We start from the raw sequence: 25,896 nt of genomic DNA, 5'->3' as shown, positions 1-25,896 counted from the left end.
TTTCAGTGAATTGGCAATAACTCTATCGTTTTGCCCCGGGGCCGCCGGCCGGGGCTGCTTTCCGACGCGGCGAAATGTTGGAGCCTGGCGGCTGTCATCTGGGTAGACTCAGGAACTGGTCCTGTCAGCAACCCTCGGAAGAGGTGTTCCATTGCGCGTCATCAGTTACAACCTTCGCGAGCACAAAGCGAGCGGCGAACTCCTCGCTTTGGCACGGAATCACGATATTGATGCGCTTTGCCTCCAGGAGGTGGACTCCAGCGACCTCCCGGAGACCCTGGGCCCGCTTCACCTCGCGGACGCCACCAAGGCGAACCGGCTCGGGCTGGCCATCTATTACCGCACCAGCAGGTTCACGGCCTTGGATACGCAGTCCTTCGCACTGAAAAAGTCGATGCATGACAGGGTGCTGGCGCCGGCGCATGAGCGGCTTATCGGTACCAGGGTGATGGACAACGAGACGCAGCACGAACTGGTGATCGGCTCCTTCCACGCCGCGCCCCTGACGGCCTCCAACTCCCTGCGGCGGAAGCAGATCCATGCGGCCCATGCGGAACTCCTGAGCATGGGCAAGGGCTTGATGACGCTGATGGTGGGCGACTTCAACTACCCGTTCTTCACCAAGAACCTGCACGTCCACATGAAGAATTCGGGGTACGCACTGTCGCTGAGCAACCGGCGCACGTACACCCGCTACAAGGTCTTCAAGGGCCATTTCGACTTCGCCACGTCACTGGGGCTGGACATCACCAGCGTGGAGACCCTCCCGCGCGGCAATTCCGACCACCTGCCCATCCTGGTCACCGCCGAATACGGTCCGGACTACTGACCCGCGTCCGGACTACGCTCCGGAGGCCAGCCGCTCCCGCAAGGCCGGCCACGCCGCCGCGAAGCCTGGATGCAGTTCCTGACGTTCCACGTCGGCCAGCGGAATCCACAGCAGTTCGATGCTCTCCGGATCGCTGATCACCGGGTCAAACGGCTCCGTCACCCGGACCACGACGGTGGTGTAGGACCAGTAACCCAGGTCCAGCACCGACGTGAAGAGCACGTCAACACTCTCCGCCGGAACGGCAGCCTCCTCATACGCCTCACGCAAAGCGCCCACGACGGCGTCCTCGCCTTCGTGGAGCGCCCCGCCGGGCAGTCCCCAGGTTCCGCCATTGTGGCTCCAGATGGCGCGGTGCTGCAGGAGCACACCCTTGGCGGGGTCATAGGCAAGCACCCCGGCCGCGCCGAACCTGCCCCAGTACCGGCCGCGTTCCCCTTCCACCCAGGCATCACCGGGATCGCGGGGACCCGTGCGGACAGGCGGCGTGGAGGACTGTGTTGAAGCCGGTGAGTGATCCATCGCTCCAGTCTGACAGGTGGAGCGGCGCATCACCCCGCGGCGCTAGTGCCCGTTGCCGCGTTCGACCGCGAAATCACCGCCGGGATACATGATGGTTTCGTGGCCATCGTCGAAGCGGACCAGGTAGGGCGGCGTTCCGGCCTGGCCCCGGACCTCGAGAATCACACCGTGCCGGTCAGTGGAACCGACCGTCCTGCCGTGAACAATGATGCGGTCTCCTTGTGCTGCCTCCATGGCTATCACCTCCAGCCCCAAGATTACGACTGTCCGCCATGCGGGAACAGACCCAGGGGAAAGGGCAACCGGCACCGGGCCCGCATGGCAAGATTTCCCCATGCCGCTGAATCTTCTCCTGCTCGCCGATACCCATGTGCCCAAGCGCGCCAAGGAACTCCCCGCGCAGGTGTGGGCCGCCGTCGAAAGCGCCGATGTGGTGTTCCATGCCGGCGACTGGGTGACGGCGGACCTGCTGGACCAGCTTGAGCGCCGCAGCCGCCGCCTGATAGGTGTCTACGGCAACAACGACGGCCCCGACCTGCGCGCCCGGCTGCCTGCAACGGCAACCGTGACGCTTGAGGACGTCCGCTTCGCCGTGGTGCACGAAACCGGCCAGGCGAAGGGCAGGGAAGCCCGGGCCGAGGCGCTTTATCCGGGCGCGGACGTACTGGTCTTCGGGCACAGCCACATACCTTGGGACACCACCGCTCCGGGAGGTCTGCGGCTGCTGAATCCCGGCTCACCCACAGACCGGCGCCGTCAGCCTGCCTGCACCTACATGACGGCGGTGGTGGATTCCGGCGCGGTCAGGGACGTCAGGGTCGTCACGGTCCAGCGGGACTAAACCGGACTGGACCCGCAACACAAACCCGGGTTGGCAGGGACCGGGCGAATTGCCTAGGCTGGAACGCTAAGCATGCTTAGTTTTTTCGTGTTCCACCCCTACGCACCAGGAGGACCACCATGACAGACCAGTACACCTTCCGCAATCCGGTCACCGCCTACGGGAAAATCTCGCCGCCCAAGCAGGACCAGCCCGAGCCCGGCCTGGACGCGGAGCTGGAGCCCAAGGCGGATCTCGGCGAGGACACCTACCGCGGAACCGGCCGGCTGGAGGGCAGGAAGGCCATCGTGACGGGCGCGGACTCCGGGATCGGCGCGGCCACGGCCATCGCCTTCGCCCGTGAGGGGGCCGACGTCGTCCTGTCCTACCTGCCCGAGGAGGAGGAGGACGCGGCCCGCATCGCGGGACTCATCGAGGCCGCCGGCCGCAAGGCCGTCAAGGTTCCCGGCGACCTGAAGGACCCGATTGTGTGCCGCGAGGTGGTTGACACCGCCGTGGCTGTTCTCGGTGGAGTGGACATCCTGGTCAACAATGCAGGCAAGCAGGTGGCCCAGGAGGAGCTGGCCGACATCACCGACGAGCAATTCGACCACACTCTGAAAACAAACGTCTACGCGATGTTCTGGCTGACGAAGGCTGCCCTCCCGCACATGCCGGCGGGGTCCACCATCATCAACACCACCTCCATCCAGGCGTACAACCCGTCCCCCACGCTGGTGGACTACGCCACCACCAAGGCCAGCATCAACAACTTCACCAAGGGACTGGCCCAGCAGCTCGCACCCAAGGGCATCCGTGTCAACGCCGTGGCACCGGGACCCATCTGGACGCCGCTGCAGGTCAGCAGCGGCCAGCCCAAGGACGAACTGCCGGAGTTCGGCCAGTCCACTCCCCTGGGCCGTGCGGGCCAGCCGGCGGAGCTCGCCCCGGCGTATGTCTTCCTGGCATCACCGGAGTCAAGCTACGTCGTCGGGGAAACGCTGAACGTCAATGGCGGCAACCCCACGCCGTAGCCAAGGTCTTACTGACAGGCCGACGGCGGTGCCTCATGCGGGATGCGCAAGGCACCGTCGTCGGCCGTTAATCCTCAGCCCTTACCTGGCGTCCTGGTCCGCCAGCAGGTCATCGGTGGCGGCGTCGGGCTGCCCATCGAAGAACTGGGCAAGGACGGTTTTGAAAACAGTTTCCCCGGGGGCCGCGCGCAGGAACAGCGTCATGGACGAGTGCAGCTTCCGCGCATCGATGCCGCCGAGGATGTCCTCCGCGGAGCGCCCGGTATGGTTGGTGATGGCCAGGGCGCAGTCGAACAACCGCGGACCCAGCACCGCATGGTCCAGGTAGTCCCGGGCTTCAGCCAGGGATTTGATGGCATACCGGCGTGACATGTCGCTGTGGCCCAGGCCGGCGATCTGGGGAAAAATAAACCACATCCAATGGCCGGACTTACTGCCCATCTGCAGTTCTGCCAGCGCCTGGTCATACGCTCCGCCGCTGTCCTGCGCGGCCACAAATCGTTCCAGGTCATAGGGTTCGTTCATGGGTGTCTCCTTGTGGTGGGGCTTCGGGGCTGGATTGCGGCTCGAGGAAGCCAGCGGCGCTGAGCAGCCGGGCATCCGGGTCGGTCCGCCAACGGGCAAGGACAACATCTGCGCGTTGCCGGTCGCGCCCGCTTAGCCGTGCCAGGAACGGCGCCACGACGTCGGCCAGCAGGGGGTCTGTCAGTTCCGGGGTGCCGGCAGTCCGCAGGAAACCCTCGATGCGGGTCAAGTCCGAATGGCGCAGGAGTGACACTTTGGACTGCAGCAGGACAACGGCGGCGAGCCTGCGTTCGTACACTGCCCTGGCGCCGGGCCGGGGCAGCCCCCACAGGGCTGATGCCAGCTGCACCACGCCATCGTGGTCGAGGTCCTTGTACTTCCGCAGCGCGTCGCGGATGATTCCCCGGACAGCGCCGACGGAGGAACCGTAGGAGGCCAGTAGACCGCCCAGCCGGTCCTCGACGTCGTCCGCCCGGTACCAGGCGCCCTCGTTCTGCAGCGTGCGGTCAACGAATACAGCGGCAGCCGCCACACAATCCATGCCGCTGCTCATGGGCGGCCTGCCGAGGCGTGTCGGATGCAGAACGGGGTCCACGGCCGTGCCTCCAGCCTGCCTTCGGCGATGGCGTCCCCGCAGACGGCGCAGGTCCCGTAGGTTCCCTCAGCGATTCTGGCCAAGGCTGCGTCCACCTGATCCAGCCCGGCACTGCTCTGCTTCAGCAGGGCGGAGGCCTGGGACAGCTCGAAGGCGATGGTGGGGCCTTCCGGATCGTGTTCGTCATCCACGTTCGAGTCCTGGCGCGCCGAGTTTGCGGAGGCGATGTCCGCGCGGAGCGCCGGAAGGAGGGCAATCTTCCGCTCCCGCTCCTCCTCGAGCAGGATCCGGAACCGTTCAAAGTCGGACATGGCAAAAGCCTAGCGCGAGTGGTTCGGGTACCCGCTTCAGCCGCGCATTGAAGGCTGGCGTGCCTTCATCGGTTATGCGATCGAGTTCCGCGCCGACTCAGGGTTTGGCAGGAACGCCGGGGCCTAAAGGTGCTGGCCAAACCAGGCGAGGGTGTCGTTCCACGCGGCCGTGGCCTGGGCTTCGTTGTAGCGGTCGCCGGTGTCGTTGTGGAAGGCGTGCTCCACGCCGGGGTAGACGGTGATCTGGTGGACAACGTTGGTTGCCGCAAGCGCATCCTTGAGCGCAGGCACGGCGGCGGTGATGCGTTCATCACGTTCAGCGTAGACTCCAAAAACTGCCGCTTTTATGCCCGGCACCTTGCCCAGGTCGGGGGCGGGGCCATAAAACGCGGCCGTGGCCTTCAGCCCGTCCAGCTCCGTGGCTGCCTGCCAGGTGATTCCGCCGCCGAAGCAGTAGCCGGTCATGGCGATGCGCTGGCCGTCCACAAAGTCCTGGCCCCGGAGATACTCCACCGCTGCCTTGAAGTCGGCAATGTGACGCTGGGCGCCTGCCTGGGTGAGGGCACCGGGAACAGCGTCACGGTCCAGGTTCGCAGTCCCGCCTTCCCGGCTCAGCAAATCAAGAGCCAGGGCAACGTAGCCCTCTCCCGCAAAGCGCCGCGCCACGTCTTCTATATGGGCTGTCAGCCCTCGGTTCTCATGGCAGATTAGCACTGCAGGGCTGCGCCCTGCCCGCTCCGGCTTGGCCTGGTAGGCGCTGATAGAGGTTCCCCCGGACGGAAAATGGATGGTCGCCGTCGTCATCCCTGATGCGCCCTCCGGGAGGGAAAGCGGGCTCTTGGCCCCAGGGACGGCACCTGCGGCTCCTGCGCCGGCCGTTCCGGTGGCCGACGATGTGGAAAGTTCCGGTGTGGGCATGGGGTCGGTGCTCCGCGGTACCTCGCTGGGAGTGCAACCTACCAGCAGCATCGCCGCCGCGGCTGCCGCCATGCTGCCCGTAATGAAGGCAACCCGCCGGGTGAAAGTCCGCTGGCTCAGAGTACCGGCGCGGTAGTCGTCAAAAAATTCCTCAATCAAGTACTTTTCGTACTTTCCAAGCTGAATCACGGCGCCTCCTAGGGGGTGGCCATATCCTCCTCCGCGCGGCGCTTCCGGGGCAAGCTTCCGGCCCCGTTATCCAGTCCATTTACGAGTTTGTGACCAAAGCAACACGGCTTCCGTAACAGGATAGTATCTCGCGAGGTCAGCCGCGTGGTAAACCCAATTCCAGTCATTTGCGGAATGTGATAGAAGCACCTCGCATGTTACCCAAACGTGACAATGCACCCGAAGTCGGGTTAGGGTCTTCAGGTGTCCCTCCCAAACGGGACATTCCCCTCAGTATGCCGAGCCCTGCCACTGACCCGGGAACCAACGCTTTCCAGCTGGCAGGGACGGGGGAACCACGTTTCCACCGGCCTCACGCGAGGCCTTGGGGTTAAGTCGAGAGCGACACCGTTCATTACGGAATTGCTCCCGGCCGGGTATCTCCAACCCGAACCCGACAGCTCACCCCGCAGGCATGGGAGAGGCGATCAACCGTGTCAAAAAATTCCACTACCGCCCGTCACCGCGCGACTCCGGCCCGCTCAATCGCGCTTGAGGGTCTGGCTGTCTCAGCCAAGTCCCTTGGCCGCCCGGCGCTCGCCGTTGCAGCAGCATCCGGCATTGCCTTCGGTGTGGGCGCCCCGGCCCACGCAGGCGTAACCGGTCCGGACACCACCGAGACCACTAACACCCAGGCTTACGCAGCACCGGCTGCTGCAGTGGCTGCCCCCGCAGCAGCTGCAGGCAACGTGCACACCGTTGTTGCCGGCGATACCCTGGGCGCCATCTCGGCCGCCCACGGAGTAGCCCTGAATGATGTCCTGTCCGCCAATGGGCTGTCGATCTCCGCGATCATCTACCCCGGTGACGAGATCAAGGTCCCCGGCGCCGGTTCCGTTGCAGCCGCTCCGGCGGCTCCGGCAGCTGCGGCTCCGGCTCCGGCTCCGGCCGTGACTGCCGCCGCCCCGGCCAACACCGGAATGAACCTGTCCTACGCCTCCACCGCTCCTGCTCCGGCAGCACCCGCCCCGGCAGCTCCCGCGGCCGCCGGCACCGGTACCGGCGCAGCCATCCTCGCGAACGCCTACGGCCAGGTGGGCGTCCAGCAGGACTGCACCGCCATGGTGGAGAAGGCTCTCCGTTCCGTGGGCAAGAGCGTTGGCGACCTGGCCCCGGGCCAGTTCTACCAGTACGGCACCACTGTGGGCACCCCGGCTCCCGGTGACCTGGTGATCACCGCCGGTCACGTTGGCGTCTTCGCCGGCAACGGCCAGGTTGTCAGCGGTGGCGTAGACGGCTTCAAGACCGAGGTCCACTCCATCAGCTGGCTCAGCGGCGCTTCCTTCGTCCGCGTAGCGTAGTAACACCACCCGAGGAGGGGCGGCAGGCGGGATTCTTCCCGGCTGCCGCCCCTGTTTTGTTTCCGGCCTTCCTGAGCCGGTGCTCAGCTGCCGGGGGCGCTCAGGTCCCGCAGAAGGTCTGGTAGCTGCCGAAGTCCTCCGGCGCTCCCTCGGTGTAGCGTTCCAGCCCTGGTCGCTCAGTGAACGGGGCGCGGACCACTTCGAGGAGCCGGGTGAAGGGATCAAGGTCTCCGTCCGTTGCTGCGGCGAGCGCTTCCTCTACCAGATGGTTGCGTGGAATGTAGGCGGGATTGACCCGGTCCATCAGGTCCGCGTCCGGTTGCAGGGCACGCCACCGCGCGGCCCATGTGTCGAAGGCAGCCAGGTCAAGGACCATCCCGCGGGCTGGGCGGTCATTTCCCCTTGCCGCCTGGGAGAGGTTCCGGAAGAACGACGTGTAGTCGACCGGTCCGTCCTTCAACAGGGCCACCAGCCCATCCACCAGTTCCGAGGCTTCTTCAGCCTCCGCGCTCCCGGCAGGGGCTTCTGCCAATCCGAGTTTGGTTTTCATCCCGGCAAACCAGGCCTCGCTGTATTGGCGGCGGAACTTGCCGAGTGCTTCTACCGCAGGGGCCACGGCCTGTTCCTGGTCCTCGTTGAAGAGCGGCAGCATGGCCTCAGCCAGGCGGGCCAGGTTCCACTCCGCGATGACCGGCTGGTTGGCGTACGCGTAGCGTCCGCCCACGTCAATGGAGCTGTAGACCGCGGCAGGGTTGAACGCGTCCATGAAGGCGCAAGGCCCGTAATCGATGGTTTCCCCGGAGATGGTCATGTTGTCCGTGTTCATCACACCGTGGACGAATCCCACCAGCATCCAGTCCGCTACCAGTTTTGCCTGTGCGGCCACCACGCTTTCGAAGAGCGCCAGGTAGGGGTTCCCGGCGCGGGCGGCTTCCGGGTGGTGCCGGCTGATCGCGTGGTCCGCCAGGCGGCGCAGGAGGTCCATCTTTTCCGTGGCCCTTGCGTACTGGAAGCTGCCCACGCGCAGGTGGCTGCTGGCCACCCTTGTCAGTACCGCTCCCGGCAGCATGGTGTCCCTGCGCACCGGGCGGCCGGTGGCCACCACCGCAAGGGAACGCGTTGAGGGGATGCCGAGGGCGTGCATCGCCTCACTCACAAGGTACTCACGCAGCATGGGTCCGACGACGGCGCGCCCGTCCCCGGCGCGCGCGAAGGGCGTGCGGCCGGAACCTTTCAGGTGGATGTCCCGTAGCCGTCCATCCACGCCCGTCACCTCGCCGAGAAGGAGCGCGCGGCCGTCCCCGAGCAGGGGCGAGTAGCCGCCGAACTGGTGGCCCGCGTAGGCCTGGGCCACCGGCGTCGATCCCTCCGGAACGTGGTTCCCGAGCAGGAGCCGGACACCCTCCGGTGACCGAAGGTATTCCGGATCGAGCCCCAGCTCCCCTGCCAGCCCTTCGTTAAGAACGAGCAGTTTCGGCTCAGGCGCTTCCTCTGCCTGCCAGGGAACAGCCAGCTCGGACAGCTCCCTGGCAAAACGCCCATCAAAGGTGACTGTTGATTCAGCAGCAGCTGTCATTTCTTGAGACTCTCCTCGTGGTTCGTTCTCCGGTTGATCAGCCACGTGACAAACCAGAGCACTACGCCGATGGCCATCAGCCCGCCGGCAATTTGGTACTGAATAACGTTACGGCCCACCCACGGGCCGGCAAGGAAGGCACACAGCAGGGCGGCCACCACCGGCAACTGCCCCGGTGAGGTGAAGAACACCTTGCGGTTAGGGTCCCGCTTGCGCCGCAGCACCACACACGCGATGTTCACTACCGTGAAGACACACAGCAGCAGGAAGGCAGTGGTTCCAGAAAGGTTGGCCACGATGTTGCTTTCCGGATCGCTGGTTACGTACAGGATGAGTCCCAGTGCCAGGACGGTGGAGAAAACGATGCCGGCCCACGGTGTGCGGCGCACGGGCAGCACTTTCCCGAGGGCGCGCGGCAGGACATGTTGGCGCGCCATCCCGTAAATGAGGCGGCTGGCCATCAGCATGTTGATCAGCGCCGTGTTGGCTACGGCGAAGACGGCCAGGAACGGGAAGATTCTGTCAATCGGGAAATCGGGTGAGCCTTTGTGCACCACTTCCAGAAGAGCCGCGCCCTCGGCTTCCCGAATGTTTTCGAGCTCCGTGGGCGACAGCACGCTGACCACGGAGACGGCCACCAGCATGTACAGGAGCACGGCAATTCCCAGGCCGGTCAGCATGGTGCGCGGGAAGATCTTCTCCGGGTTCCTGGTTTCCTCCACCATGTTCACTGAGTCCTCGAAGCCCACCATGGCGAAGAACGCGATGGAGGTGGCGGCAGTTACCGCGAGGAACAGTCCCTTGTCCTGGGAGTCGTTGAAAACGAAGATTTCGCCGGGGTTTCCCGTGCCCTGTGACATCACAAAGAAGCCGACGCCGATCACAATGCACAGCGCAATCATTTCCACCAGGGTGAGGACAACGTTGAACTTGACGCTCTCCCCCACGCCGCGCAGGTTGATGACGGCCAGGAGCACCATAAATGCCATGGCGACTGCGGTGATGACGCCCTGCCCGGGAAGCCCCATCCATCCATTGATTTCGAACCCCCCGAAGAGGTTTTGGGCCAGGACGTTGGCGGAGGTGGAGGCGCTGGTGATGCCTGAGCAGACCACCGCGAAGGCCACCAGGAAGGTGACGAAGTGGATCCCGAACGCCTTGTGCGTATAAAGGGCGGCGCCGGCGGCCTGGGGATACTGTGTGACCAGTTCCAGGTAGGAGAAGGCGGTGAGCGTAGCCACCACGAAGGCCAGCAGGAACGGCAGCCACACGATGCCGCCGACTGTTCCGGCCATGGTCCCCGTGACCGCGTAAACACCGGCGCCAAGGATGTCGCCCACGATGAAGAGCAGGAGGAGCTTAGGGCCAAGGACCCGTTTAAGTTCGGCTTCCGTTCCTTTAGGAGTAGCGTCGAAGACTTCTTCGGAAGTTTTGCTCATTGTCGACCTCCACAACACGTTGGGCGGGTTGGCCCGGGCTGCCTACCGGATAATTCACTCTCTACCTCATGGTTGGGTTTGGCAATATTCAGCCCCCATGCCCCTCCCCGCTGGTCAGCACGGGGTTTTGATGCCACCGCCGTCGTTTCGGAAAGGCCATGCGCTGCAGGTCCTGGGCCGCTATGACCTTTGCCCCCGCTGCACGTGCGCCGGCCTGCGCAGCCAACGGGGTCACGTCGTCGTACCTGGCCGAAAAATGCGTCAGCACGAGCGTGTCCACATCACCGCCGGCGGCCAACGCTCCAGCCTGCCCGGCTGTGAGGTGGCGGTACTGGGTGGCGAGCGCGGCGTCGTCGTCGCTGAAGGTGGACTCCGCGACAAGGAGGTCGACGCCGTCCGCCAGGTCCTCCGCGCCCGCACAGGGAGCGGTGTCCATCACGAAGGCGAAGCGCTGGCCCGGCCGGGGAACGCTGACGTCGTTGATGTGGACGCCGGCCAGGGTGGCCTCGCGCTGGAGGCGTCCGACGTCGGCCCCCGTGATCCCCGCTGAGGCAAGGCGGTCGGGCAGCAGGGTGCGGCCATCCGGTTCGACCAGCCGGTAGCCGTAAGTCTCGATGCGGTGCTTCAGCGGCCGGACCTCCAGGCCTTCTGCCACATTCCCGCTCCCGCCGTGCGGATGAAGCCGCAGGTCTATTCCGGGCGAGCTGATGGACACCAGGGCGCGGACCACCTCGGCGCCGGACGCCGGGTAGTGCAGGTGGACGGGGTGGGCCACACCGTCCAGCGCCATGCGCGACAGCACGCCGGGCAGGCCGAAGCAGTGGTCCCCGTGCACGTGGGTGAGGCAAATATGCGTGATCTGTGTTGCAGAAACGCCTGCGTGGATCATCTGGCGCTGCGTTCCCTCGCCGGGGTCAAAGAGGAGCCCCTGGCCGTCCCAGCGAAGCAGGTAGCCGTTGTGGTTGCGGGTCCGGGTGGGAACCTGCGAGGCGGTGCCGAGGATGACGAGTTCACGCATAGTTTTGGGGGACCAAAAAGCAGGTTCCGGAATTATCCGGGACCTGCTTTTTGGTTTGTTGTGATGGCTTAGCGCCGCTTGAGCATGCCCATAATTTTGCTGGCCATGCCGCTCGTACCGGGCCGGCCGCCTACGGCACCTGTGGTGTTGGCGGTCCGCCCTGTGGCGTTAAGTCCGGTGCCGCGGGCTGTTCCGCCAGTGCCGGACCTGCCTGCGAATCGTCCAGCGGCATTCCTGATCATGCTTCCCAAGTTCATGTGAAACTCCCTAAGTCTTGATCCTGCCAACCGATATTCATCAGCCTGCTTATTATTTTAGCGCAGTTTCGATTTCCGGCTAGGGCGGGGCAATCATCTTTTGATGCCCGGTTACGGGCTTCAGCGCTCCAGGTCGTCGGGGTCGAACTCGCTGAGCGGCGAGCCGCCGAAGTTCTCCTGGTCGTCGCTGGCATCGGCTTCCCGGCCTGTGGGGTCTTCGCCGAAGTCGACGTCGGCAACCGCTTCGCCGAGAGTCGGGGTGCTCGCGGGCAATTCGTCACCGGCACCGTCACGGTCCGCTTTCATGTCATCACGCAGTGTCTGGTCGCTAAGGAAATCCTCCTCCTCGCCGGAAACCTCTCCCTGAAGCAACGGATCCTCCTGCCAGCGGTCCGGATTGTTCTCCGCAGCACCAGGGTAGCTGTCTGGCTCACCGCTGGTGACAGGATCCAGCTCAAGGGATGAAGCCGCGCCGGGGGTTTCGTCCAGGAGCACGTCATTCTCCTCGACAATTTCAAGATCGTCGTCAGGCAGGTTCTGTTCCGTCATGGTGATGCCTTTCTCGTCAGCGGCTTACGGGTAATAGTAAGCATACTGACGAACGGTGCCCTGTGTGAATCCGCTTTGGGGCCGCGCCTTGGGTCGTTCCCGTCAATGCAGGAGCCACGATCCGTCCTGCGGCGGTTCGGCCTTCCGGCGCAGTTTGCGTATCAGGACAAGGAATGGCCAGGCAATTAACTGCAACAGGCCGGTGGCCAACAGTAGGCCCACCACAAGAAACAGGACCGGCGAGTATAAAAGGAAAACACCAATTGCGGCTGCTATGTATCCCACGATCAGCGCCAATGCCGTTCCAGGATCCACTGAAACTCCTTTCAAATGTCGGGCGGATCTGCCGGCGGGATTGCCGGCAGACTCATGGCCGCGGCGGGACTTGGCAGAGTCACTGCGCGGAAGAGAGCACCTTTGACGGCGGGAGTGCCAGAAGGGCTTCGAGCGACCACGATGCAATCCTCCGTGAACGCTGGGGTAATCCACACCCAGCCTGCGATGGCGGCCGCATACTTCTAAACGGTGATTTAAGGGTACTCTCCTGCCCGCAGGCGAGGAAGAAGCAGCGTGCCAACAACCGCTGGATGACCAGATCATGCAGATCACGGGCAATCCGTTCCCGGTCCGAGAAAAGGAGGCTCAGTTCATGCAATTCGTGGACGCGCGCAAGATCAAGGGCCAATCCCGCCCTGCTTCCAAAGAGCGAGCTGGCATCCACCTCTGACTGACTGTAGGCAGGCGAACCCTGCGGCCGGGCGAGAAGCAAGAGGCCGTTGTTGTTACTGCTGCGACCCATAGCCCACACGAGCACAGAACCCAGCTTTTCCGCCACCCCGTCTTCGAACACTTGCCTGGGATCCGGGGCAACAAGGGACTCGGCGGTTCCAGAACCGCAGTGACCGCCGCGGAAACCCGGAACTCCTGCCCCGGCTTCAGGCCTGCACTCCCAGCGACGACTGGCAGCGAAGAACTCCGGGGCCAGCCGGAACAGCACTGAGATCCTCGGCGAGCGCAACCACAGCGCCCAGCAGTCCATTTATCTGTTCCTGGGTGTGCAGCAGTTCATCGGCGCGGGCCACAAAGTCGCGCAGGAGGTCTTCGGCCCTTTCATTCACCTCCGCCGGAGCACGAAGGGATGTCTTGGGACAAGTCTGAAGACGAAGTCAAGGCATCCTACTGCCGCCGAAAAGCGCACAGGTAGATACTGATGGCAAGCCCAGCAAACCGGATGCCCCCATGATCAGGAGCGCGAAGAACCATGCAGGCAAAGGCCATCGTTGCAGGCTATGACGGTTCAAGTGAAGCTGCAGAAGCTGTCCGCTGGGCAGCACAGCAGGCACGCCTTCGAGGTCTGGTGCTGCATGTGGTGCATTGTTCCATGTGGCCACTGCTGACCAGACACCTCGGTCCCGTTCCCGGCGTTTCAAACAGCGGACTGGAACGGTCAGCCGAGTCCGTCCTCGAAGATGGCCTTGTCCACGCCACCGCTGCCGCGCCGGGGCTGGAGGTTGAGTGCACCTTGCTGCACGGCCTTCCAGCCCAGCAACTCGCAGGGATCTCGGCCCGCCAGGAAATGGTTGTTGTAGGCAGCCGCGGGCTGGGCGGCTTTCTGGGCCTGCTCGTGGGTTCCGTCAGCCTGGAACTGGCGGCAACCGCGTCCTGCCCCGTTGCCGTCATCCGTTCTGACCTTCACCCTGGCGGGCCGGTTGTGGTGGCTGTCGATGAAGCAGGTTCACCGGCCGCGCTGGAGGATGCCTGCACTTTGGCGTCGGCATCCGAGGCGAGCCTCACCGTCGTCCATGTACGGCCCACGCCCGCCGGGTACCAGCGTTTCCGCGCCGATAAGGAGGCGGAAGCCGCCGCCGAGGAGGTCCTGCGCGCCGCCGTCGAGGCTGCACGCAACCTTGCCCCCGCCGTCGACATCGAGCAACTACTGCTTACGGACGCTTCTATCCCCCATGCCATCCTCAATGCAGCCCAGGGTGCCGGGATATTAGTTGTTGGCACCAAGGGCCAGGGCCTTGTCAGGGAAACTATCGGTTCAATCGCCCACGCCGTTCTTCACCACTCCCATGGTCCGGTGCTCGTCTCGCGGCGGCCGCACTGAACCCTGGGCTGCGGATCTGATGTTGCGGGCGTGGGAACTGGCGCACGCTCAAGCCACTCACCGCGGCTGACAAGACTGCCCTGAACCAGGAGTTCGTGTTCGTGGACTCGGGTGCCAACATAGGCGAGAATTGAACGACGGATGAGGACAGGATCAAGGCGCTCGCCAAGGAACCCATCTAGGTCGCGCTGGTCAAGGCTATGGGGCCGCTACTCGACGCGTGCTGGAACAGGTGAGTGGTGGCGGCAGTAATTCTTGGGTGGAACCCCAACCGGCGGAACCGCTGGGACTACCGCGCCGTCGTCGAGCACGTGGCCGGGACCGGCAGGTTCCTGGCCCGCTGGAGCGTCGGCGACAACCGGAACCTCCGGATGGGAACCGAGGCCTGGCTCCTGCTGCAGGGCAGCAGCGACGCCGGCACCGGCCTGATCGGCCATGGAATGGTGATGTCCGAGGCGTTTGAGGCCGTACACCCCGAAGATCCTGACGCCACTGACTGGTACGTCAGCGTCGCTTTTGACGCACTCCTCCCCCTTGGCGAGCAGATACGTCCTGACGTCCTCAGCGCGGCGGTCCCTGCAGTTGTGTGGCGCCACGCCATCTCCCGCTCAACCCTGGCCGTTCCGCGTGCAGCGGACCCTGACCTCCGCCGGTTGTGGCGGGACCACGGGCCGGCGGCGATGGAGCCTGTACAACTGGTACCAGGAACTTACCCGCCGGACGCTGTGAGCACCATTGACGTGAGCCGCTACGAGCAAAATCCGGACGCCCGCGGGGTGTGCCTGGCATTCCACGGAACCACCTGCGCTGCCTGCGGCTTCTCCTTCGAGGCCGCCTACGGCGACATCGGCACAGGGTTCATCGAGGTGCACCACGTTGTGCCGCCGGCAATGCTTGGGAGCGGGTACCAACTGGACCCTGTTGCTGACCTCGTACCGCTGTGCCCCAACTGCCATGTGATGGTCCATCGCGGTGTGGGCGCTGGCGCGCCGCGCACAGTCTCAGAACTCCGAACCATCATTTCCGCCGCCGGCCATATGAGGGGCGAGGTGGTGAGCGACGTGGCCCTCGAAGCCCAGGAGGATGCGCGGCGGATCCTCGAAGGGCGCGCAAGCCTGAAAGACTGGCAGCGCTAATTACTGCCCTGCCGGTGTGGTCCCGAACATCAGGGTCCGCCGACGAACGTCGTAGTAGACCGTTGCCGAACGTTTCAAGAGGCCCTGAAGAACCTCGGCATCCTCCGCATCGAGCGTGAGCACTTCTTCCCAGGCCCCTTGGTCAAGGACCAACTGAAGGGTCCAGGTGCCAGGCTTTCCGGCGTCCCCGGCCACCCAGCTGAACTGGTAATGGTTAACTTGGCGGACTTGGATGCTGTCGTCGGTTAGGGGTTGTTTTGGTGTGGGGCTCATGGTCCCCTCCTGGATCTGTGGTAAATGGGCCTTCTGCATAAGCCAAGAACCAATGTAGACCCCTTGCCCATCTTGATCCAGACCCTGCCGGAGGGGTGGAGGGCAGTCCCCCCGGTTACGCAGTCACCCGCATCAGGACTACGCTTTTCAGCACATCGATTAGCACAGTTGGGCGACGGCGCAGAGTGAGGACAACGGTGACCGGAGTGACCAGGTACGGCGGACCGCATTGGCGGCGAGTGATGGCCACTCTCGCCAACAGCGATGCCCGATCGGCCTACGCACAAATTGTGCTGGGGGCAAAGCTTCCCGACGTGCTAGCCGGTATGCAGGATCAGCGGCGAAACCGCGCGCTCGCCGCCCTGCTTGGGTCCGGGCTTGTTGAGCGTAATGCCGACGACGAACTGGTTGCGCCTGAGTCGATCTTCCGGGACCTTCTGGCTCAGCAGCCCCGGCGGCAGGCGCAGACCGGGCCGGCCCGCTTCATGCGGCTGGGCAGGATCGAGAGGTATCCGGCCAACATGGCCCAACGGCGGGAGCTCCTGGCCTGGATTATCAGCGAAGCGTTCGAGCCCGGCGAAAGTCTCACGGAGAAGCAGGTCAATGAACGGCTGCTTAGCTATACCGACGACGTCGTGCTGCTGCGCCGCTATTTGGTGGACTTCGGACTGCTGGAACGGACTGCCTCCGGGTCCTCATACTCCCTGCAAGAAGGCATTTAGCGTCCAGTCAGTGTTTTGCCGCAGGGGCCCCCGATGCCGCTGTAGGCTGCCCCCGCCCCGTTTGCGGCGTCAGCAAGGAGTTGGCTGCCAAAGGCGCAATCGTCGTCGTGAGTGACATCAACCTCGAGGCAGCGCAGCGTGTCGTAGGGGAAATATCCGACGACGGAACATGGCTTCCATCCACGGCACGGTCGCCGCCCTGGGCAACGGCGCCTACACTGCGGCCAAGCACGGTGTCGTTGGAATAATGGCGAGGCGCCCGAACTGGCGCGCTCAGTGGGCGCCGGACGAAGAGTCGGGAACTCGCGGCGCGCTACGAGGAGATCCCCGCGCCGGTCCGCATCGCCACACGACCGTAAATCGGGTGCTGCAGACCAAGAATGCGGCCACGAGATCGCCTCACTTCACGAGGATTAGTGTGCATTACTTCGTCGGTACCTGGCATCCACCCTTGGGCCACCCGAAGGAATTTGTTGGAGCAACAGCCCCGCAAGTTTCAATCAAATGCGAACCTCAGCACTCACTTTGCACCCGTCGGGGTTATCCTCAAAGTGCTTATCCAGTTGCGGGGGGCATCCGGGCGGGGGGCTAGGCGCACCCGCGGTGTGGTTGCCGCGGGCCAGTTCCAGAGATTGCATTCACACCGGGGAAACCCGGCGGATTCAAAGGAAACGAGCATGGGCCGCCGACACGCAGCATCTGACCCGAGCTATCCACGCTGGATCTGGATTGCTGCGGTGGCCATGGTGGCACTTCTCATTGTGGGCAGCGCATTCGTGCTGCGAGCACTGATCTTCCCCGCCGCCTCGGGGGAAGGTGAGACTTCAGCGGGAAATGGCAGCACACCTCCAGCGGGTGGACCCTTGGCGCAGGACAGTCCCGCCGCCGTCGCCGGAGCCTCTCCCTGCATCTCCTTGAACATCCTTACTTCGCTGGAGAACGCCGAGATGGTCCGGGCTTTGGCGTCCGAGTACGCGGTGAAACCTCGCAGCGTGGCCGGCAAATGCGTGACCCCGGCGGTGACCGAGGAAAAATCGGGAGTCGCTGCCGGCAAGGTTGCCGCGCAGTTCCCGGGCATTCCAACCGCCGACAAGCCCTCGATCTGGCTGCCGGACTCCTCCGCGTGGTTAGGAATCGCAGAGAAAGGTGCGGGCGCGATTGTCCCACAGGAGGGAATCAGCCTCGCCAGGAGTGCGATCGTCGTGGCTATGCCGGAGACGATGACTAGCGCCCTCGGCTGGGACAGCAAACCGCCGTCGTGGTCTGAGGTCTTCAAAATGACCGAGGAGCAGGACGTCTGGCAGCGGCTCGGCCATGGCGACTGGGGGAAATTCAAGTTCGGAAAGGCCAGTCCGCTGGTCTCGACGTCGGGCCTGATGGCCCTTGCTGCTTCCTACGGTGCCGCCGGGGGCAGCGTGGGCGGTTTGAGCGACATGAACCTGGCCGTACCGTCACTGGTGGAGAAAGTGCGCGCCGTGGAACTGGGCACCAGCCACTACATGGCTACCCCCGAGCATTTCCTGTGGCACGCGAGGGAGGCTGACGACGCCGGGAAGGTCTCGGAATTCCTTTCCGCCGTGATCGTGGATGAAAAATCTGTCTGGGATTACAACCGAGGAGTAGTCAGTGAGGACGGAAAAGCGAAGCGCTCCGGTCCCGCGCCCAAGGAGCCCCTCAGTGCCATCTACCCCTCGGACGGCGTGTACGTGGCGGACAACCCGGCAGTAGTCCTTGACGGAGATTGGCTGGAGAGCCAGCAGCGTTTGGCGGCCCAGGATTTCCTCGCGTTCGCGGTGACGGAACAGGGCCAAGACGTTGTCAAGGCCTCCGGGTACCGAACCATCCAGGGCAAGCTGGATACCGGGGTGGCGGGGACCGGACGGTACGCTGAGACGCTCCAGCCGCTGCCGCTGCCCAGGGCCGAGGTGCTTTCTACCGTGCAGGACAGCTTCCCTGAGGTCCGAAAGCGGGCCAGGGCCTTGTTCCTGCTGGATGTCTCAGAGTCGATGGTGCAGGAACCTGGAGTGACCAAGCTGCAACGGGCTAAGGATGCCTTTCTCAAGGCACTAAACCATTTCGTGGGTGAGGACGAAATTGGGCTGGCCGCTTTCTCCCAGGTGGGCGACGGCCCCTTGACGCCCGGCATCATAAGCCCGGTGGCCCCGTTCAAGACCAATAAAGAAGACCTCATGGCCAAGGTGAACGAGCTCAAGGCCGTGGACGCTACGCCTCTTTTCGAAGCGGTGAGCCGCTTCGCGGGCTATCAAGCCAAGGAATACAAAGACAGCTTCATCAACACCATCGTGCTGTTGAGTGACGGTAAAAATGATACGACGCATCCGGGAGACCTAAGGGGTCTCTCCGAACAGTTGAGCCATCAGAACCACTCGAAGCCGGTGCTCGTTTTCACACTCGCTTACGGGCCCGACGCCGATGTCCCCACTTTGCTGGAAATCGCCAGGGCCAGCGGGGCGCACTACTACGACGCGACCGACCCGAACAGGCTCGAAGAGGTGCTCGGTGAACTGGTGACGAGTTTCTAGGCAAAGCGCTGGCCGCCGCCCGACCAGTCCTGAGGACGAGGCCTATGCGGGAAGGTCGCTCACGGATTTTCCGGCCCGGGCTGTCGGCGAACCGGATAGTTCGAGGGCCCATCCGCCCGCGACTCCAATGGCAAGTAGTACGGTTACGAAGCCGATCGCCGGTGCGCTCGGCCACGTCAGCGCGTCTCCATACCGCAGCAGGGCAAGCCCCTGAAGAATGACGAACGCAACGGAGGTGAGGGCCACGGGGCGGACGGAGCGGAGGTCGCCGCTCAACTGGCCCTGCGCGGCCGCCCAGCCCAGACCGACCAGCCACGCTCCGATCGCCCTCCCCGTGAGCTCGGTCAGTGGCCATGGCCACCACGTTGACGCATCAATGGGTACCGCCAGGAGCGCCACGCCATATAACAGCAGTACCCCGGCGATTCCCGCCAGGAGCAGCCGGAGTGCAGGGGGTAGAACTGGCCGTCCCGCCGTTACGGACTTTGGGGCAGGAGGCCGCAACCGGATCTGCATCCAGCTGATGACGAGCATCGCCATGGGCACGATGGCATAGATTGCCAGCCACGCCCAGGTGGCTATTTGAGCGGTGGGGGCAGTGTCCGGCGACAGGTGGAAGCGGTCGAGATGAAGCAGGGTGACTCCGAAGGTCAATGTCGTGAAGACGAACACCGGCCAGACTGCCAGCCTCGCTGATTCCCAACCCGCCGAACGGGCGCCTGCCACCTCCAGGCCGGCACTCGACCAGTATGCCGCCCCGAGGAAGACCGCGGTCATGGGCGGGTTGACGGTCCACGCAAAGAATTCATCAGTCTGGAGCGGAAACACGAACAGCACGAGCCCGGCAAGAAACACGAGGAATGCAGCGACGTAGAGCAGCCACCGCATCGGCGGAATCAACGGTGTGACCTCAGTTGAAGCGGACATCACCGGGCAGTTCCTCGGATGCGGCTGCCTTACCAGGGGCAGTGGGCGAGGCAGGCAAGGGGTTCTCGGCCAGGTAGGTATGAAGCATCGAGACGACGGTGGCGCCGTCCCCAACCGCGGTAGCCACTCTTTTGATCGATCCGGACCGCACATCGCCGATCGCGAAAACGCCGGGCATGCTGGTTTCCAGCGCCAATGGTGACCTGCCGTGCCCAGCGGACGCGGTGTTACTGACATGCCGGCCGGCGCCGGTGCGCAGAAACCCGGCTGGGTCACACTCCATGCTGTCGGGCAGCCAGGAGGTCCGCGGCACCGAACCGATCAGCACGAACAAGCCGCCCGCTTCGATCTCCTCATTCGGGGTTGTGTCGGAGGTTCCGGATGCGGCGACCTTGACGGCGGCAAGGAATCCGTCCTGGTCGCGGGCCCCCACGATCATGGTGCTATAACGGATCGCAACGTTCCGGGTGGCTTCAAGTTGGGAAATGAGGTACTCCGACATACTGGCCGACAGAGAGGGGCCGCGCACCAGCAGAGTCACCTTCTTCGCGTACTTCGCCAGGTGTAGAACCGCCTGTCCTGCCGAGTTGCCGCCACCCACAACGCAGACGTGCTTTCCGGCCATCGACGGCGCCTCGGAGACTGTGGCCCCGTAGAAGACGCCCCTGCCGACCAGGTTCTCCAGCTGAGGTATGCCCAGGCGACGGTAGTCCACGCCGGTGGCCACTACGACTGTGCGGCAGCGCACCACACTGCCATCGGAAATCGACACAACGTACAAAGCAGCGTCCACGCGGAGCCCCTCCACCTTCCGCAGGAACAGGAAGTCGGTGCCCAAAGTCCAGGCTTGGTGAAATGAGCGGTAGGCCAGGTGGGCGCCGCTCACACCGCGGGAGAAGCCAGGGTAGTTGCGGATTAACGAGCTGGTGCCGGCTTGGCCTCCCACAGCCTCTCCCTCCACCACCATGGTGGAGAGGCCCTCGGAGGAGGCATACACGGCGGCGGCGAGACCGGAAGGACCGGCTCCCACGACCACCACATCGAAGATCTTGTCCACCGGTGGCGGTCGCGTCACCCCCATCGCTTCGGCGATCTCCAGGTCGCTGGGGTTCTCGAGGACAATTGGTGGAGCGGTGAACTCCAGCACCATGACCGGCAGCACGGGGTCGCGCAGGTTCAAGCTCTCCAGGGTCCGTTCCGCCGTCTCGGACCCGACAGCGTGGAAGCCTACCGGGATGTGGTTCCGGCTCAAGGAGTCCCTCAGCGTATGAGTCCTTTCGTCGCCTACCTCCCCGATCAGCCGGACCGCCTCGAACCCAACCCCCTGGGCCAGGTGCCAGTCGTCGAGGGCGTCAGTAATTGCCCCGTGGAATTCTTCGTCGCGCACCCGTTCCGGGCGTATGATCAGCAATTCGGCGTACCCCTGCGCGATCGCCCGGAAGACAGTGGGGGCGCTGGCAAAATCGCCCCATGTCACCACAACACCGCGTTTGGCGGCCGGGTGAAAGCCATAGGCACGCCGCAGGAAATCGAGCCCACCACGGTCAGCCGGTCCGTAGCACCCGAGTATGAGGGCTACCGGGCGGTTCCAGCGCCGGAGCCCCTCAAGCACAGCCCGCCCGTGGGCGTGGTCGGCGCAGGCCACCACCTCGTAGTCGGCACCGTAGCGCCGACGTAACTCATCTTCAAGAATGCGCCGAGAGGTCGTGTCCCTGGTGGCAATCAGCATGACCGGAACCGAGTGATCCATGGCCGCCGTCTTTCCGGTTCAATGGTTCGGTGGCGCTCACGATACTCGCGCTGGGACATCGCGGACAAGGTGTGTTCGTTGCCTGGGGACAGATCACGAACCGCAAAGAACCGCTAATCTGGGGGCACCCCAAAGCGAAGGAGAGCACCATGGGCAAGGTGGTCATGTATGGCTCGGTGTCGGTGGATGGCTACATCGCGGACGAGAACGACCAGCCCGGGCCCCTGTTCGATTGGTTGACGAGCGGTGATGTTCCGTTGGACGAAAGCGGCCAGTTGAAGGTGTCGCAGACGTCCTACGACTACACCCGGCCGTACTGGGACCAGATCGGGGCGACAATCGCCGGCCGCCACGTCTTCGACATGACGGACGGCTGGGACGGGAAGCCTCCGGGCGGGGTCGACCATGTGGTCGTCGTGACGCACCGGCCGAAGCCCGAAGGCTGGGACCCCGAGGCGCCGTTCCACTTCGTCGACGGCGTCGAGGCGGCCGTGACCAAGGCGCAGGAGCTCGCGGGTGACCGCATCGTCGAGGTTGCCGCCGGCGACGTCGGTGGCCAGGTGCTTGCCGCGGGCCTGGTCAACGAGGTACGCATGGACGTCGTACCCGTCGTGTTCGGGTCCGGCAAGCGCTACTTCGGGTCGGTCCAGGCGCAGCACCTGTTGGAGGATCCCGACGTTGTGATTCAGGGCAACCGGGTGCTTCACCTGCGCTATCAGGTGCGCCGCTGACCGATCAGAGCGGGTCATTCCAACGGCACCGGGAGTCTGCCAGAATAGCTCCCGACGGTGGGCAAGCGGAATGACTTGAGCAAAACCCGAGCGATGGCAATGGAGGACTCCATGGAGGACCGCCTTATTCCGGGAATCAGCCTCGCCGCCACACCCAGTGGAACAGGCTGTCTGGAGTGCCTCAGCGGTGATGGCCCAGGGTGGTGGCTGCATCTTCGCCGCTGCGCCCAATGCGGCCACATAGGATGCTGCGATTCATCACCCTCACAGCATGCCAGTGCCCACTCGCGCACCGCGGGCCACCCCGTGATGAGGTCCTTTGAACCTGGGGAGGACTGGTTTTACGAGCAGACCACAAAAAAGTTCTTCCGCGGCCCGCGGCTTCCCGATCCCCAGTCCAGGCCACTGGAGCAGCCGTCACCGTCACCGGCCGACAAAGTGCCGGCAGACTGGCGGGAACACCTGCACCGGTAACCGAGAGGCCAGCCATGGAATTCAACTCTTCCGCTGATCATCAGCTCGACCCCTTTCCCCACTACGAACGAATGCGGGAAACTGCCCCTGTCTATTTCGACGAACAATCCGGCAGTTGGCACGTCTTCCGGTACGACGACGTTCAGCGGGCACTGTCCGAACATGCAACGTTCTCATCGCACATGGGCGGTGACGATGCATCGGCAGGCGGCCAACTGTTTTCCTCAAGCCTGATCGCCACCGATCCTCCAAGGCACCGGCAGCTACGCTCCTTGGTCACCCAGGCGTTCACGCCCAAAGCCGTGGACGCGCTGGCTCCCCGCATCGCCGGGCTCACGGACGAGCTACTGGAGGGGATCGCGGACCGCAACAGCGCAGACCTGATTAAGGAATTGGCGTACCCGTTGCCTGTCATAGTGATCTCCGAACTCATGGGAATCCCCGCACAGGACCGTGAGCGCTTCAAACGGTGGTCCGATGTCATCGTCAGCCAAACGCGGACCGGTTCGGCCAGTGAGAATCACACCGCAGCGAACATGGAGATGGCGGAGTACTTCCTTGCCCTGATCGACGAACGCAGGGGCCACTCGGGCCAGGACCTGATCAGCACCCTGCTGGCAGCGGAAATTGACGGCCAAAAACTGACGGCGCCCGAACTGCTCGGTTTTTGCGCTTTGCTGCTCGTCGCAGGCAACGAGACCACCACCAATCTGATCGGTAACGCCGTATTATGCCTTGCTGAGTATCCCGGCACGATGAACCGCTTGGTCCGGGAGCCAGCCCTGATTCCCCAGACCATCGAAGAAGTGCTGCGCTTTCGATCGCCGGTTCAGTCCATGTACCGGTTGACGGTCGCGGAGACCACCTTGGGAGACCAAGTGGTTCCTTCCGGCGCACCGATAGTGGCTTGGATCGGTTCGGCCAACCGCGACGAGCGGCAGTTCGAGCGGCCTGCCGAGTTCGATGTTGATCGAGGCCAGAACCGGCATCTGGCGTTCGGCCACGGCATTCACTTCTGCCTCGGTGCACCGCTGGCCCGGCTCGAAGCCAGAATCGTGCTGGAGGCCCTGCTGTCCCGCCTGCCCGGGCTTTCCCTGGAACAGGGGGCGCACCTGGAAAGAATGGATAGCACCATCGTCTATGGGGTGAAGTCCCTCCCGGTGAGTTGGCAGCGGGCCTGACCGGCATGACTTGCTGCGCCACGCCAGCTGGTAGCCACAGCTGGTCACGGCCCTGTTCATCGGGCGGGTGGTTAGGCTGGAGGGATGGCGACAGTTATCCTCGTGCGGCACGGCCGCACCACAGCAAATGCCGCTGGCCTGCTGGCGGGTCGGGGAGCCGGCGTCAGTTTGGACCAGATCGGGCGCGAGCAGGCGGCTTTGACCGGAGACCGACTCGCGGTGGTGCCCTTGGTTGGGGTGGTATCGAGCCCCCTCGAGCGTTGTCAGGAGACCGCCCAGCTCATCCTCGATCGCCAGGCTGGTAATCCTTCTGCGCCGACCGATCCCGATCTCACCGAGTGCGATTACGGACAGTGGCAAGGCCGCCTGCTCAGTGATCTCGCGACGGAAGACCTGTGGGCGGCTGTGCAGTCGCAGCCGTCCGCCGTCGTTTTTCCCGGTGGTGAATCCATGGCGGCGATGCAGGCTCGGTCGGTAGCAGCAATCCGGCGCCACGATGCAGCTTTCGACGCCGAGTACGGGCCAGGAGCCGTGTGGGTGGCGGTGAGTCACGGTGACATCATCAAATCAATCCTCGCCGACGCGCTCGGTATGCACCTCGACCTGTTCCAGCGGATTAACGTGGGGCCTGGCTCCGTGTCGATTGTGCACTATGGTGCTGTTCGCCCGAGCGTCTACGCGACGAACACCGATGCGGGTGATCTCTCGTGGCTGTCGAACGGCCTCAACTCTGGCGATGCGCCAGTGGGTGGCGGCGCAGGGCAAACGGCGCAGTAGACCTTATGTGCCTAAAATACTGACATGCCCACACGAGTTCACGAGTTTGCCTGGCCTGACCGCGTCGTCATCGGCACCGTCGGCGTTCCGGGGGCGCGCACGTTCTACCTGCAGGTACGCACAGGTAAGCAAATTGTGAGCATCGCCCTTGAGAAGCAGCAGTCGGCCCAGCTCGCCGAGAAAATTGACGAAATCCTCGATCAGCTCAGCACCCTCGAGGGCAACCCCTTCAGCGTTCCCACGGGTACTCCCGTCGAACTCGTCGACAACGACCAGCTCGAGGGCGTCACGGAGCAGTTCCGTACCGGTGCCATGACCTTGGGTTGGGACCCGTCGACGGCGCAGGTTGTCATAGAGGCCTACCCAATTACCGATGATGATGCTGATGACAACGACGAATTGCTTGATGAGGACGGCGCTGAGGCGCCTGAAAAGTTGCTGGTGCGGATGCCGGTTGGCACCGCCCGCGCATTCGCCATGCGGACCCGGGAGGTGGTGGGTGCCGGGCGTCCCGCATGCCCGCTCTGCGGTTACCCCGTAGACGCCGACGGGCACGTCTGCACCCTGCCCGAGGTCTGATGCCGGCACCCGACCTGCTGACTGCCGAGCTGACGCTCACCGGGCGGATCACGACGGCGTCGAACGCCACCTTTTTGGGCAGCATCGGCGACACTACGGTCGTTTATAAACCGATAGCCGGGGAGAATCCCCTGTGGGACTTTCCCGACGGCTTCCTTGCCCACCGGGAGGTCGCCGCCTACTTGGTTTCTGAGGTCCTCGGCTGGAACGTGGTGCCACGCACCTGGCTTCGCGATGGTCCTTTAGGCAAAGGAATGGTGCAGCTGTGGCAGGACACTGACCCCGACCAGAACGCAGTGGATCTCGTTGCGGCCGGAGATTTACCGGAGATCGGGTGGAAACACGTCCTCGAGGGTCAGGACGAGAACGGACAAACGGTCGCCCTCATACACGAGGACACGCCAGAGCTCAGACGCATGGCGGTGTTCGACGTCGTGGTCAACAACGCCGACCGCAAGGGCGATCACATCCTTGCCATGACGGACGGACAGCGGCACGGCGTGGACCACGGGCTCACCTTTCACCGCCACCACAAGCTGCGCACGGTGCTGTGGGGGTGGCTGGGAGACGCTCTGACTGTCCAGGAACTGGAGGGCATCGACCGTGTCAGCGAAGAACTGCACGGTGAGCTGGGCCGAAACCTGGCGGACTTGCTCAATGCAGCAGAAATCGCCGCACTCGCCGCGCGCTGCGCCCGCTTGCGGTTGACAGGGCGGTTTCCGGCTCCAAGCGGTGAGATGCCCGCGGTGCCTTGGCCGTTGTTTTGAGGAC

29 protein-coding genes, 1 pseudogene and 1 riboswitch are annotated in these 25,896 nt (G+C 64.1%); of the genes and pseudogenes, 15 read left to right on the top strand and 15 right to left on the bottom strand.

Translation table 11 applies throughout. The features are described from left to right. Positions 1-151 precede the first annotated feature (151 nt). Positions 152-829, top strand: a complete 678-nt coding sequence (locus AC50X7_RS00625) for an endonuclease/exonuclease/phosphatase family protein (RefSeq protein ID WP_494977303.1) — start codon at positions 152-154, stop codon at positions 827-829. A gap of 12 nt (positions 830-841) precedes the next feature. On the opposite strand, the gene AC50X7_RS00620 is transcribed toward AC50X7_RS00625, so the two are convergent. Both AC50X7_RS00620 and AC50X7_RS00615 read right to left on the bottom strand, forming a co-directional pair. Next, a complete protein-coding gene (locus tag AC50X7_RS00620) occupies positions 842-1,351 on the bottom strand; it encodes an NUDIX domain-containing protein (RefSeq protein WP_494977302.1) in 510 nt (169 codons plus the stop codon). 42 nt (positions 1,352-1,393) lie between these two features. Next, on the bottom strand, positions 1,394-1,585 hold the full coding sequence (locus AC50X7_RS00615; protein WP_494977301.1) for a DUF1918 domain-containing protein: 192 nt from the start codon (positions 1,583-1,585) through the stop codon (positions 1,394-1,396). A gap of 100 nt (positions 1,586-1,685) precedes the next feature. Here AC50X7_RS00615 and AC50X7_RS00610 point away from each other — a divergent pair, with 100 nt between their 5' ends. Both AC50X7_RS00610 and AC50X7_RS00605 read left to right on the top strand, forming a co-directional pair. Continuing rightward, positions 1,686-2,192: a metallophosphoesterase family protein gene (locus AC50X7_RS00610; protein WP_494977300.1), complete on the top strand. Its 507-nt coding sequence runs from the start codon at positions 1,686-1,688 to the stop codon at positions 2,190-2,192. Positions 2,193-2,311: 119 nt separating this feature from the next. Continuing rightward, positions 2,312-3,205, top strand: a complete 894-nt coding sequence (locus AC50X7_RS00605) for a glucose 1-dehydrogenase (protein ID WP_494977299.1) — start codon at positions 2,312-2,314, stop codon at positions 3,203-3,205. An 81-nt stretch (positions 3,206-3,286) separates the two neighbouring features. Here the strand turns inward: AC50X7_RS00605 and AC50X7_RS00600 are convergent, their stop codons facing one another. The 4 genes from AC50X7_RS00600 to AC50X7_RS00585 form a co-directional block, all read right to left on the bottom strand. Continuing rightward, positions 3,287-3,730: a DUF1810 domain-containing protein gene (locus tag AC50X7_RS00600; protein WP_494977298.1), complete on the bottom strand. Its 444-nt coding sequence runs from the start codon at positions 3,728-3,730 to the stop codon at positions 3,287-3,289. Next, entirely contained in the window at positions 3,714-4,283 is a 570-nt protein-coding gene (locus AC50X7_RS00595; protein WP_494977297.1) for a DNA alkylation repair protein, read from the bottom strand. The genes AC50X7_RS00600 and AC50X7_RS00595 overlap by 17 nt, the downstream gene beginning before the upstream one ends. Next, positions 4,280-4,636, bottom strand: a complete 357-nt coding sequence (locus AC50X7_RS00590) for a TraR/DksA family transcriptional regulator (protein WP_494977296.1) — start codon at positions 4,634-4,636, stop codon at positions 4,280-4,282. Before AC50X7_RS00590 ends, AC50X7_RS00595 begins: the two co-directional genes overlap by 4 nt. Before the next feature lie 123 nt (positions 4,637-4,759). After that, positions 4,760-5,743 (bottom strand): dienelactone hydrolase family protein, encoded by a 984-nt coding sequence (locus AC50X7_RS00585; protein WP_494977295.1) that lies wholly within the window; start codon positions 5,741-5,743, stop codon positions 4,760-4,762. A 297-nt stretch (positions 5,744-6,040) separates the two neighbouring features. Next, a riboswitch (cyclic di-AMP (ydaO/yuaA leader) is annotated at positions 6,041-6,213 on the top strand. A 3-nt stretch (positions 6,214-6,216) separates the two neighbouring features. On the opposite strand from AC50X7_RS00585, the gene AC50X7_RS00580 reads away from it, so the two are divergent. Next, positions 6,217-7,083 (top strand): LysM peptidoglycan-binding domain-containing protein, encoded by an 867-nt coding sequence (locus AC50X7_RS00580; protein WP_494977294.1) that lies wholly within the window; start codon positions 6,217-6,219, stop codon positions 7,081-7,083. 100 nt (positions 7,084-7,183) lie between these two features. On the opposite strand, the gene AC50X7_RS00575 is transcribed toward AC50X7_RS00580, so the two are convergent. The 6 genes from AC50X7_RS00575 to AC50X7_RS00550 all read right to left on the bottom strand — a co-directional run bounded on the left by AC50X7_RS00575 (position 7,184) and on the right by AC50X7_RS00550 (position 13,040). Beyond that, positions 7,184-8,659 carry a protein adenylyltransferase SelO gene (locus tag AC50X7_RS00575; protein WP_494977293.1) on the bottom strand — a complete coding sequence of 492 codons (1,476 nt, stop codon included), beginning with the start codon at positions 8,657-8,659 and terminating at the stop codon, positions 7,184-7,186. Continuing rightward, positions 8,656-10,098 (bottom strand): APC family permease, encoded by a 1,443-nt coding sequence (locus tag AC50X7_RS00570; RefSeq protein WP_494977292.1) that lies wholly within the window; start codon positions 10,096-10,098, stop codon positions 8,656-8,658. The genes AC50X7_RS00575 and AC50X7_RS00570 overlap by 4 nt, the downstream gene beginning before the upstream one ends. A gap of 88 nt (positions 10,099-10,186) precedes the next feature. Further along, positions 10,187-11,116, bottom strand: coding sequence for a ribonuclease Z (locus tag AC50X7_RS00565; RefSeq protein WP_494977291.1), 930 nt, complete (start codon positions 11,114-11,116; stop codon positions 10,187-10,189). Between the two features lie 68 nt (positions 11,117-11,184). Further along, positions 11,185-11,373: a hypothetical protein gene (locus AC50X7_RS00560; RefSeq protein WP_494977290.1), complete on the bottom strand. Its 189-nt coding sequence runs from the start codon at positions 11,371-11,373 to the stop codon at positions 11,185-11,187. Positions 11,374-11,493: 120 nt separating this feature from the next. Beyond that, positions 11,494-11,922 (bottom strand): hypothetical protein, encoded by a 429-nt coding sequence (locus AC50X7_RS00555; protein ID WP_494977289.1) that lies wholly within the window; start codon positions 11,920-11,922, stop codon positions 11,494-11,496. 935 nt (positions 11,923-12,857) lie between these two features. Next, entirely contained in the window at positions 12,858-13,040 is a 183-nt protein-coding gene (locus AC50X7_RS00550; protein WP_494977288.1) for a hypothetical protein, read from the bottom strand. Positions 13,041-13,183: 143 nt separating this feature from the next. Between AC50X7_RS00550 and AC50X7_RS00545 the strand changes: the two genes are divergently transcribed. Both AC50X7_RS00545 and AC50X7_RS00540 read left to right on the top strand, forming a co-directional pair. Further along, the gene (locus tag AC50X7_RS00545) at positions 13,184-14,032 is read left to right on the top strand and encodes a universal stress protein (protein ID WP_494977287.1); all 849 of its coding nucleotides are present in this window, start codon (positions 13,184-13,186) and stop codon (positions 14,030-14,032) included. A 239-nt stretch (positions 14,033-14,271) separates the two neighbouring features. Next, the gene (locus AC50X7_RS00540; RefSeq protein ID WP_494977286.1) at positions 14,272-15,168 is read left to right on the top strand and encodes an HNH endonuclease; all 897 of its coding nucleotides are present in this window, start codon (positions 14,272-14,274) and stop codon (positions 15,166-15,168) included. Here the strand turns inward: AC50X7_RS00540 and AC50X7_RS00535 are convergent, their stop codons facing one another. Further along, positions 15,169-15,441, bottom strand: coding sequence for a hypothetical protein (locus AC50X7_RS00535; protein ID WP_494977285.1), 273 nt, complete (start codon positions 15,439-15,441; stop codon positions 15,169-15,171). It abuts the gene before it with no gap. A gap of 242 nt (positions 15,442-15,683) precedes the next feature. Between AC50X7_RS00535 and AC50X7_RS00530 the strand changes: the two genes are divergently transcribed. From AC50X7_RS00530 to AC50X7_RS00520, 3 genes and pseudogenes are all read left to right on the top strand, one after another. Further along, positions 15,684-16,163, top strand: a complete 480-nt coding sequence (locus AC50X7_RS00530; protein ID WP_494977284.1) for a DUF2087 domain-containing protein — start codon at positions 15,684-15,686, stop codon at positions 16,161-16,163. Positions 16,164-16,329: 166 nt separating this feature from the next. Continuing rightward, positions 16,330-16,410, top strand: a pseudogene (locus AC50X7_RS00525) (short-chain dehydrogenase); the annotation flags it as partial. Positions 16,411-16,840: 430 nt separating this feature from the next. Beyond that, positions 16,841-18,706 carry a vWA domain-containing protein gene (locus AC50X7_RS00520; protein WP_494977283.1) on the top strand — a complete coding sequence of 622 codons (1,866 nt, stop codon included), beginning with the start codon at positions 16,841-16,843 and terminating at the stop codon, positions 18,704-18,706. Between the two features lie 42 nt (positions 18,707-18,748). On the opposite strand, the gene AC50X7_RS00515 is transcribed toward AC50X7_RS00520, so the two are convergent. Together AC50X7_RS00515 and AC50X7_RS00510 are read right to left on the bottom strand one after the other, a co-directional pair. Continuing rightward, positions 18,749-19,633: a hypothetical protein gene (locus AC50X7_RS00515; RefSeq protein ID WP_494977282.1), complete on the bottom strand. Its 885-nt coding sequence runs from the start codon at positions 19,631-19,633 to the stop codon at positions 18,749-18,751. Continuing rightward, positions 19,617-21,383: an NAD(P)/FAD-dependent oxidoreductase gene (locus AC50X7_RS00510; RefSeq protein WP_494977281.1), complete on the bottom strand. Its 1,767-nt coding sequence runs from the start codon at positions 21,381-21,383 to the stop codon at positions 19,617-19,619. The genes AC50X7_RS00515 and AC50X7_RS00510 overlap by 17 nt, the downstream gene beginning before the upstream one ends. Before the next feature lie 149 nt (positions 21,384-21,532). On the opposite strand from AC50X7_RS00510, the gene AC50X7_RS00505 reads away from it, so the two are divergent. From AC50X7_RS00505 to AC50X7_RS00480, 6 genes are all read left to right on the top strand, one after another. Further along, positions 21,533-22,114, top strand: a complete 582-nt coding sequence (locus tag AC50X7_RS00505; RefSeq protein ID WP_494977280.1) for a dihydrofolate reductase family protein — start codon at positions 21,533-21,535, stop codon at positions 22,112-22,114. Positions 22,115-22,225: 111 nt separating this feature from the next. Further along, a complete protein-coding gene (locus AC50X7_RS00500; RefSeq protein ID WP_494977806.1) occupies positions 22,226-22,588 on the top strand; it encodes a UBP-type zinc finger domain-containing protein in 363 nt (120 codons plus the stop codon). Between the two features lie 14 nt (positions 22,589-22,602). Beyond that, positions 22,603-23,769, top strand: coding sequence for a cytochrome P450 (locus AC50X7_RS00495; protein ID WP_494977279.1), 1,167 nt, complete (start codon positions 22,603-22,605; stop codon positions 23,767-23,769). A gap of 84 nt (positions 23,770-23,853) precedes the next feature. Next, positions 23,854-24,546 carry a histidine phosphatase family protein gene (locus tag AC50X7_RS00490; protein WP_494977278.1) on the top strand — a complete coding sequence of 231 codons (693 nt, stop codon included), beginning with the start codon at positions 23,854-23,856 and terminating at the stop codon, positions 24,544-24,546. 24 nt (positions 24,547-24,570) lie between these two features. Next, on the top strand, positions 24,571-25,125 hold the full coding sequence (locus AC50X7_RS00485) for a DUF3090 domain-containing protein (protein ID WP_494977277.1): 555 nt from the start codon (positions 24,571-24,573) through the stop codon (positions 25,123-25,125). Further along, a complete protein-coding gene (locus tag AC50X7_RS00480; RefSeq protein ID WP_494977276.1) occupies positions 25,125-25,892 on the top strand; it encodes an SCO1664 family protein in 768 nt (255 codons plus the stop codon). The genes AC50X7_RS00485 and AC50X7_RS00480 overlap by 1 nt, the downstream gene beginning before the upstream one ends. The last annotated feature ends 4 nt before the right edge of the window (positions 25,893-25,896 follow it).

The sequence above is a fragment of the Pseudarthrobacter sp. Hb11 genome (assembly GCF_059383655.1).
The sequence above is the reverse complement of the archived record's forward strand: the minus strand, read 5'-3'. Positions and strand labels throughout refer to the sequence as shown.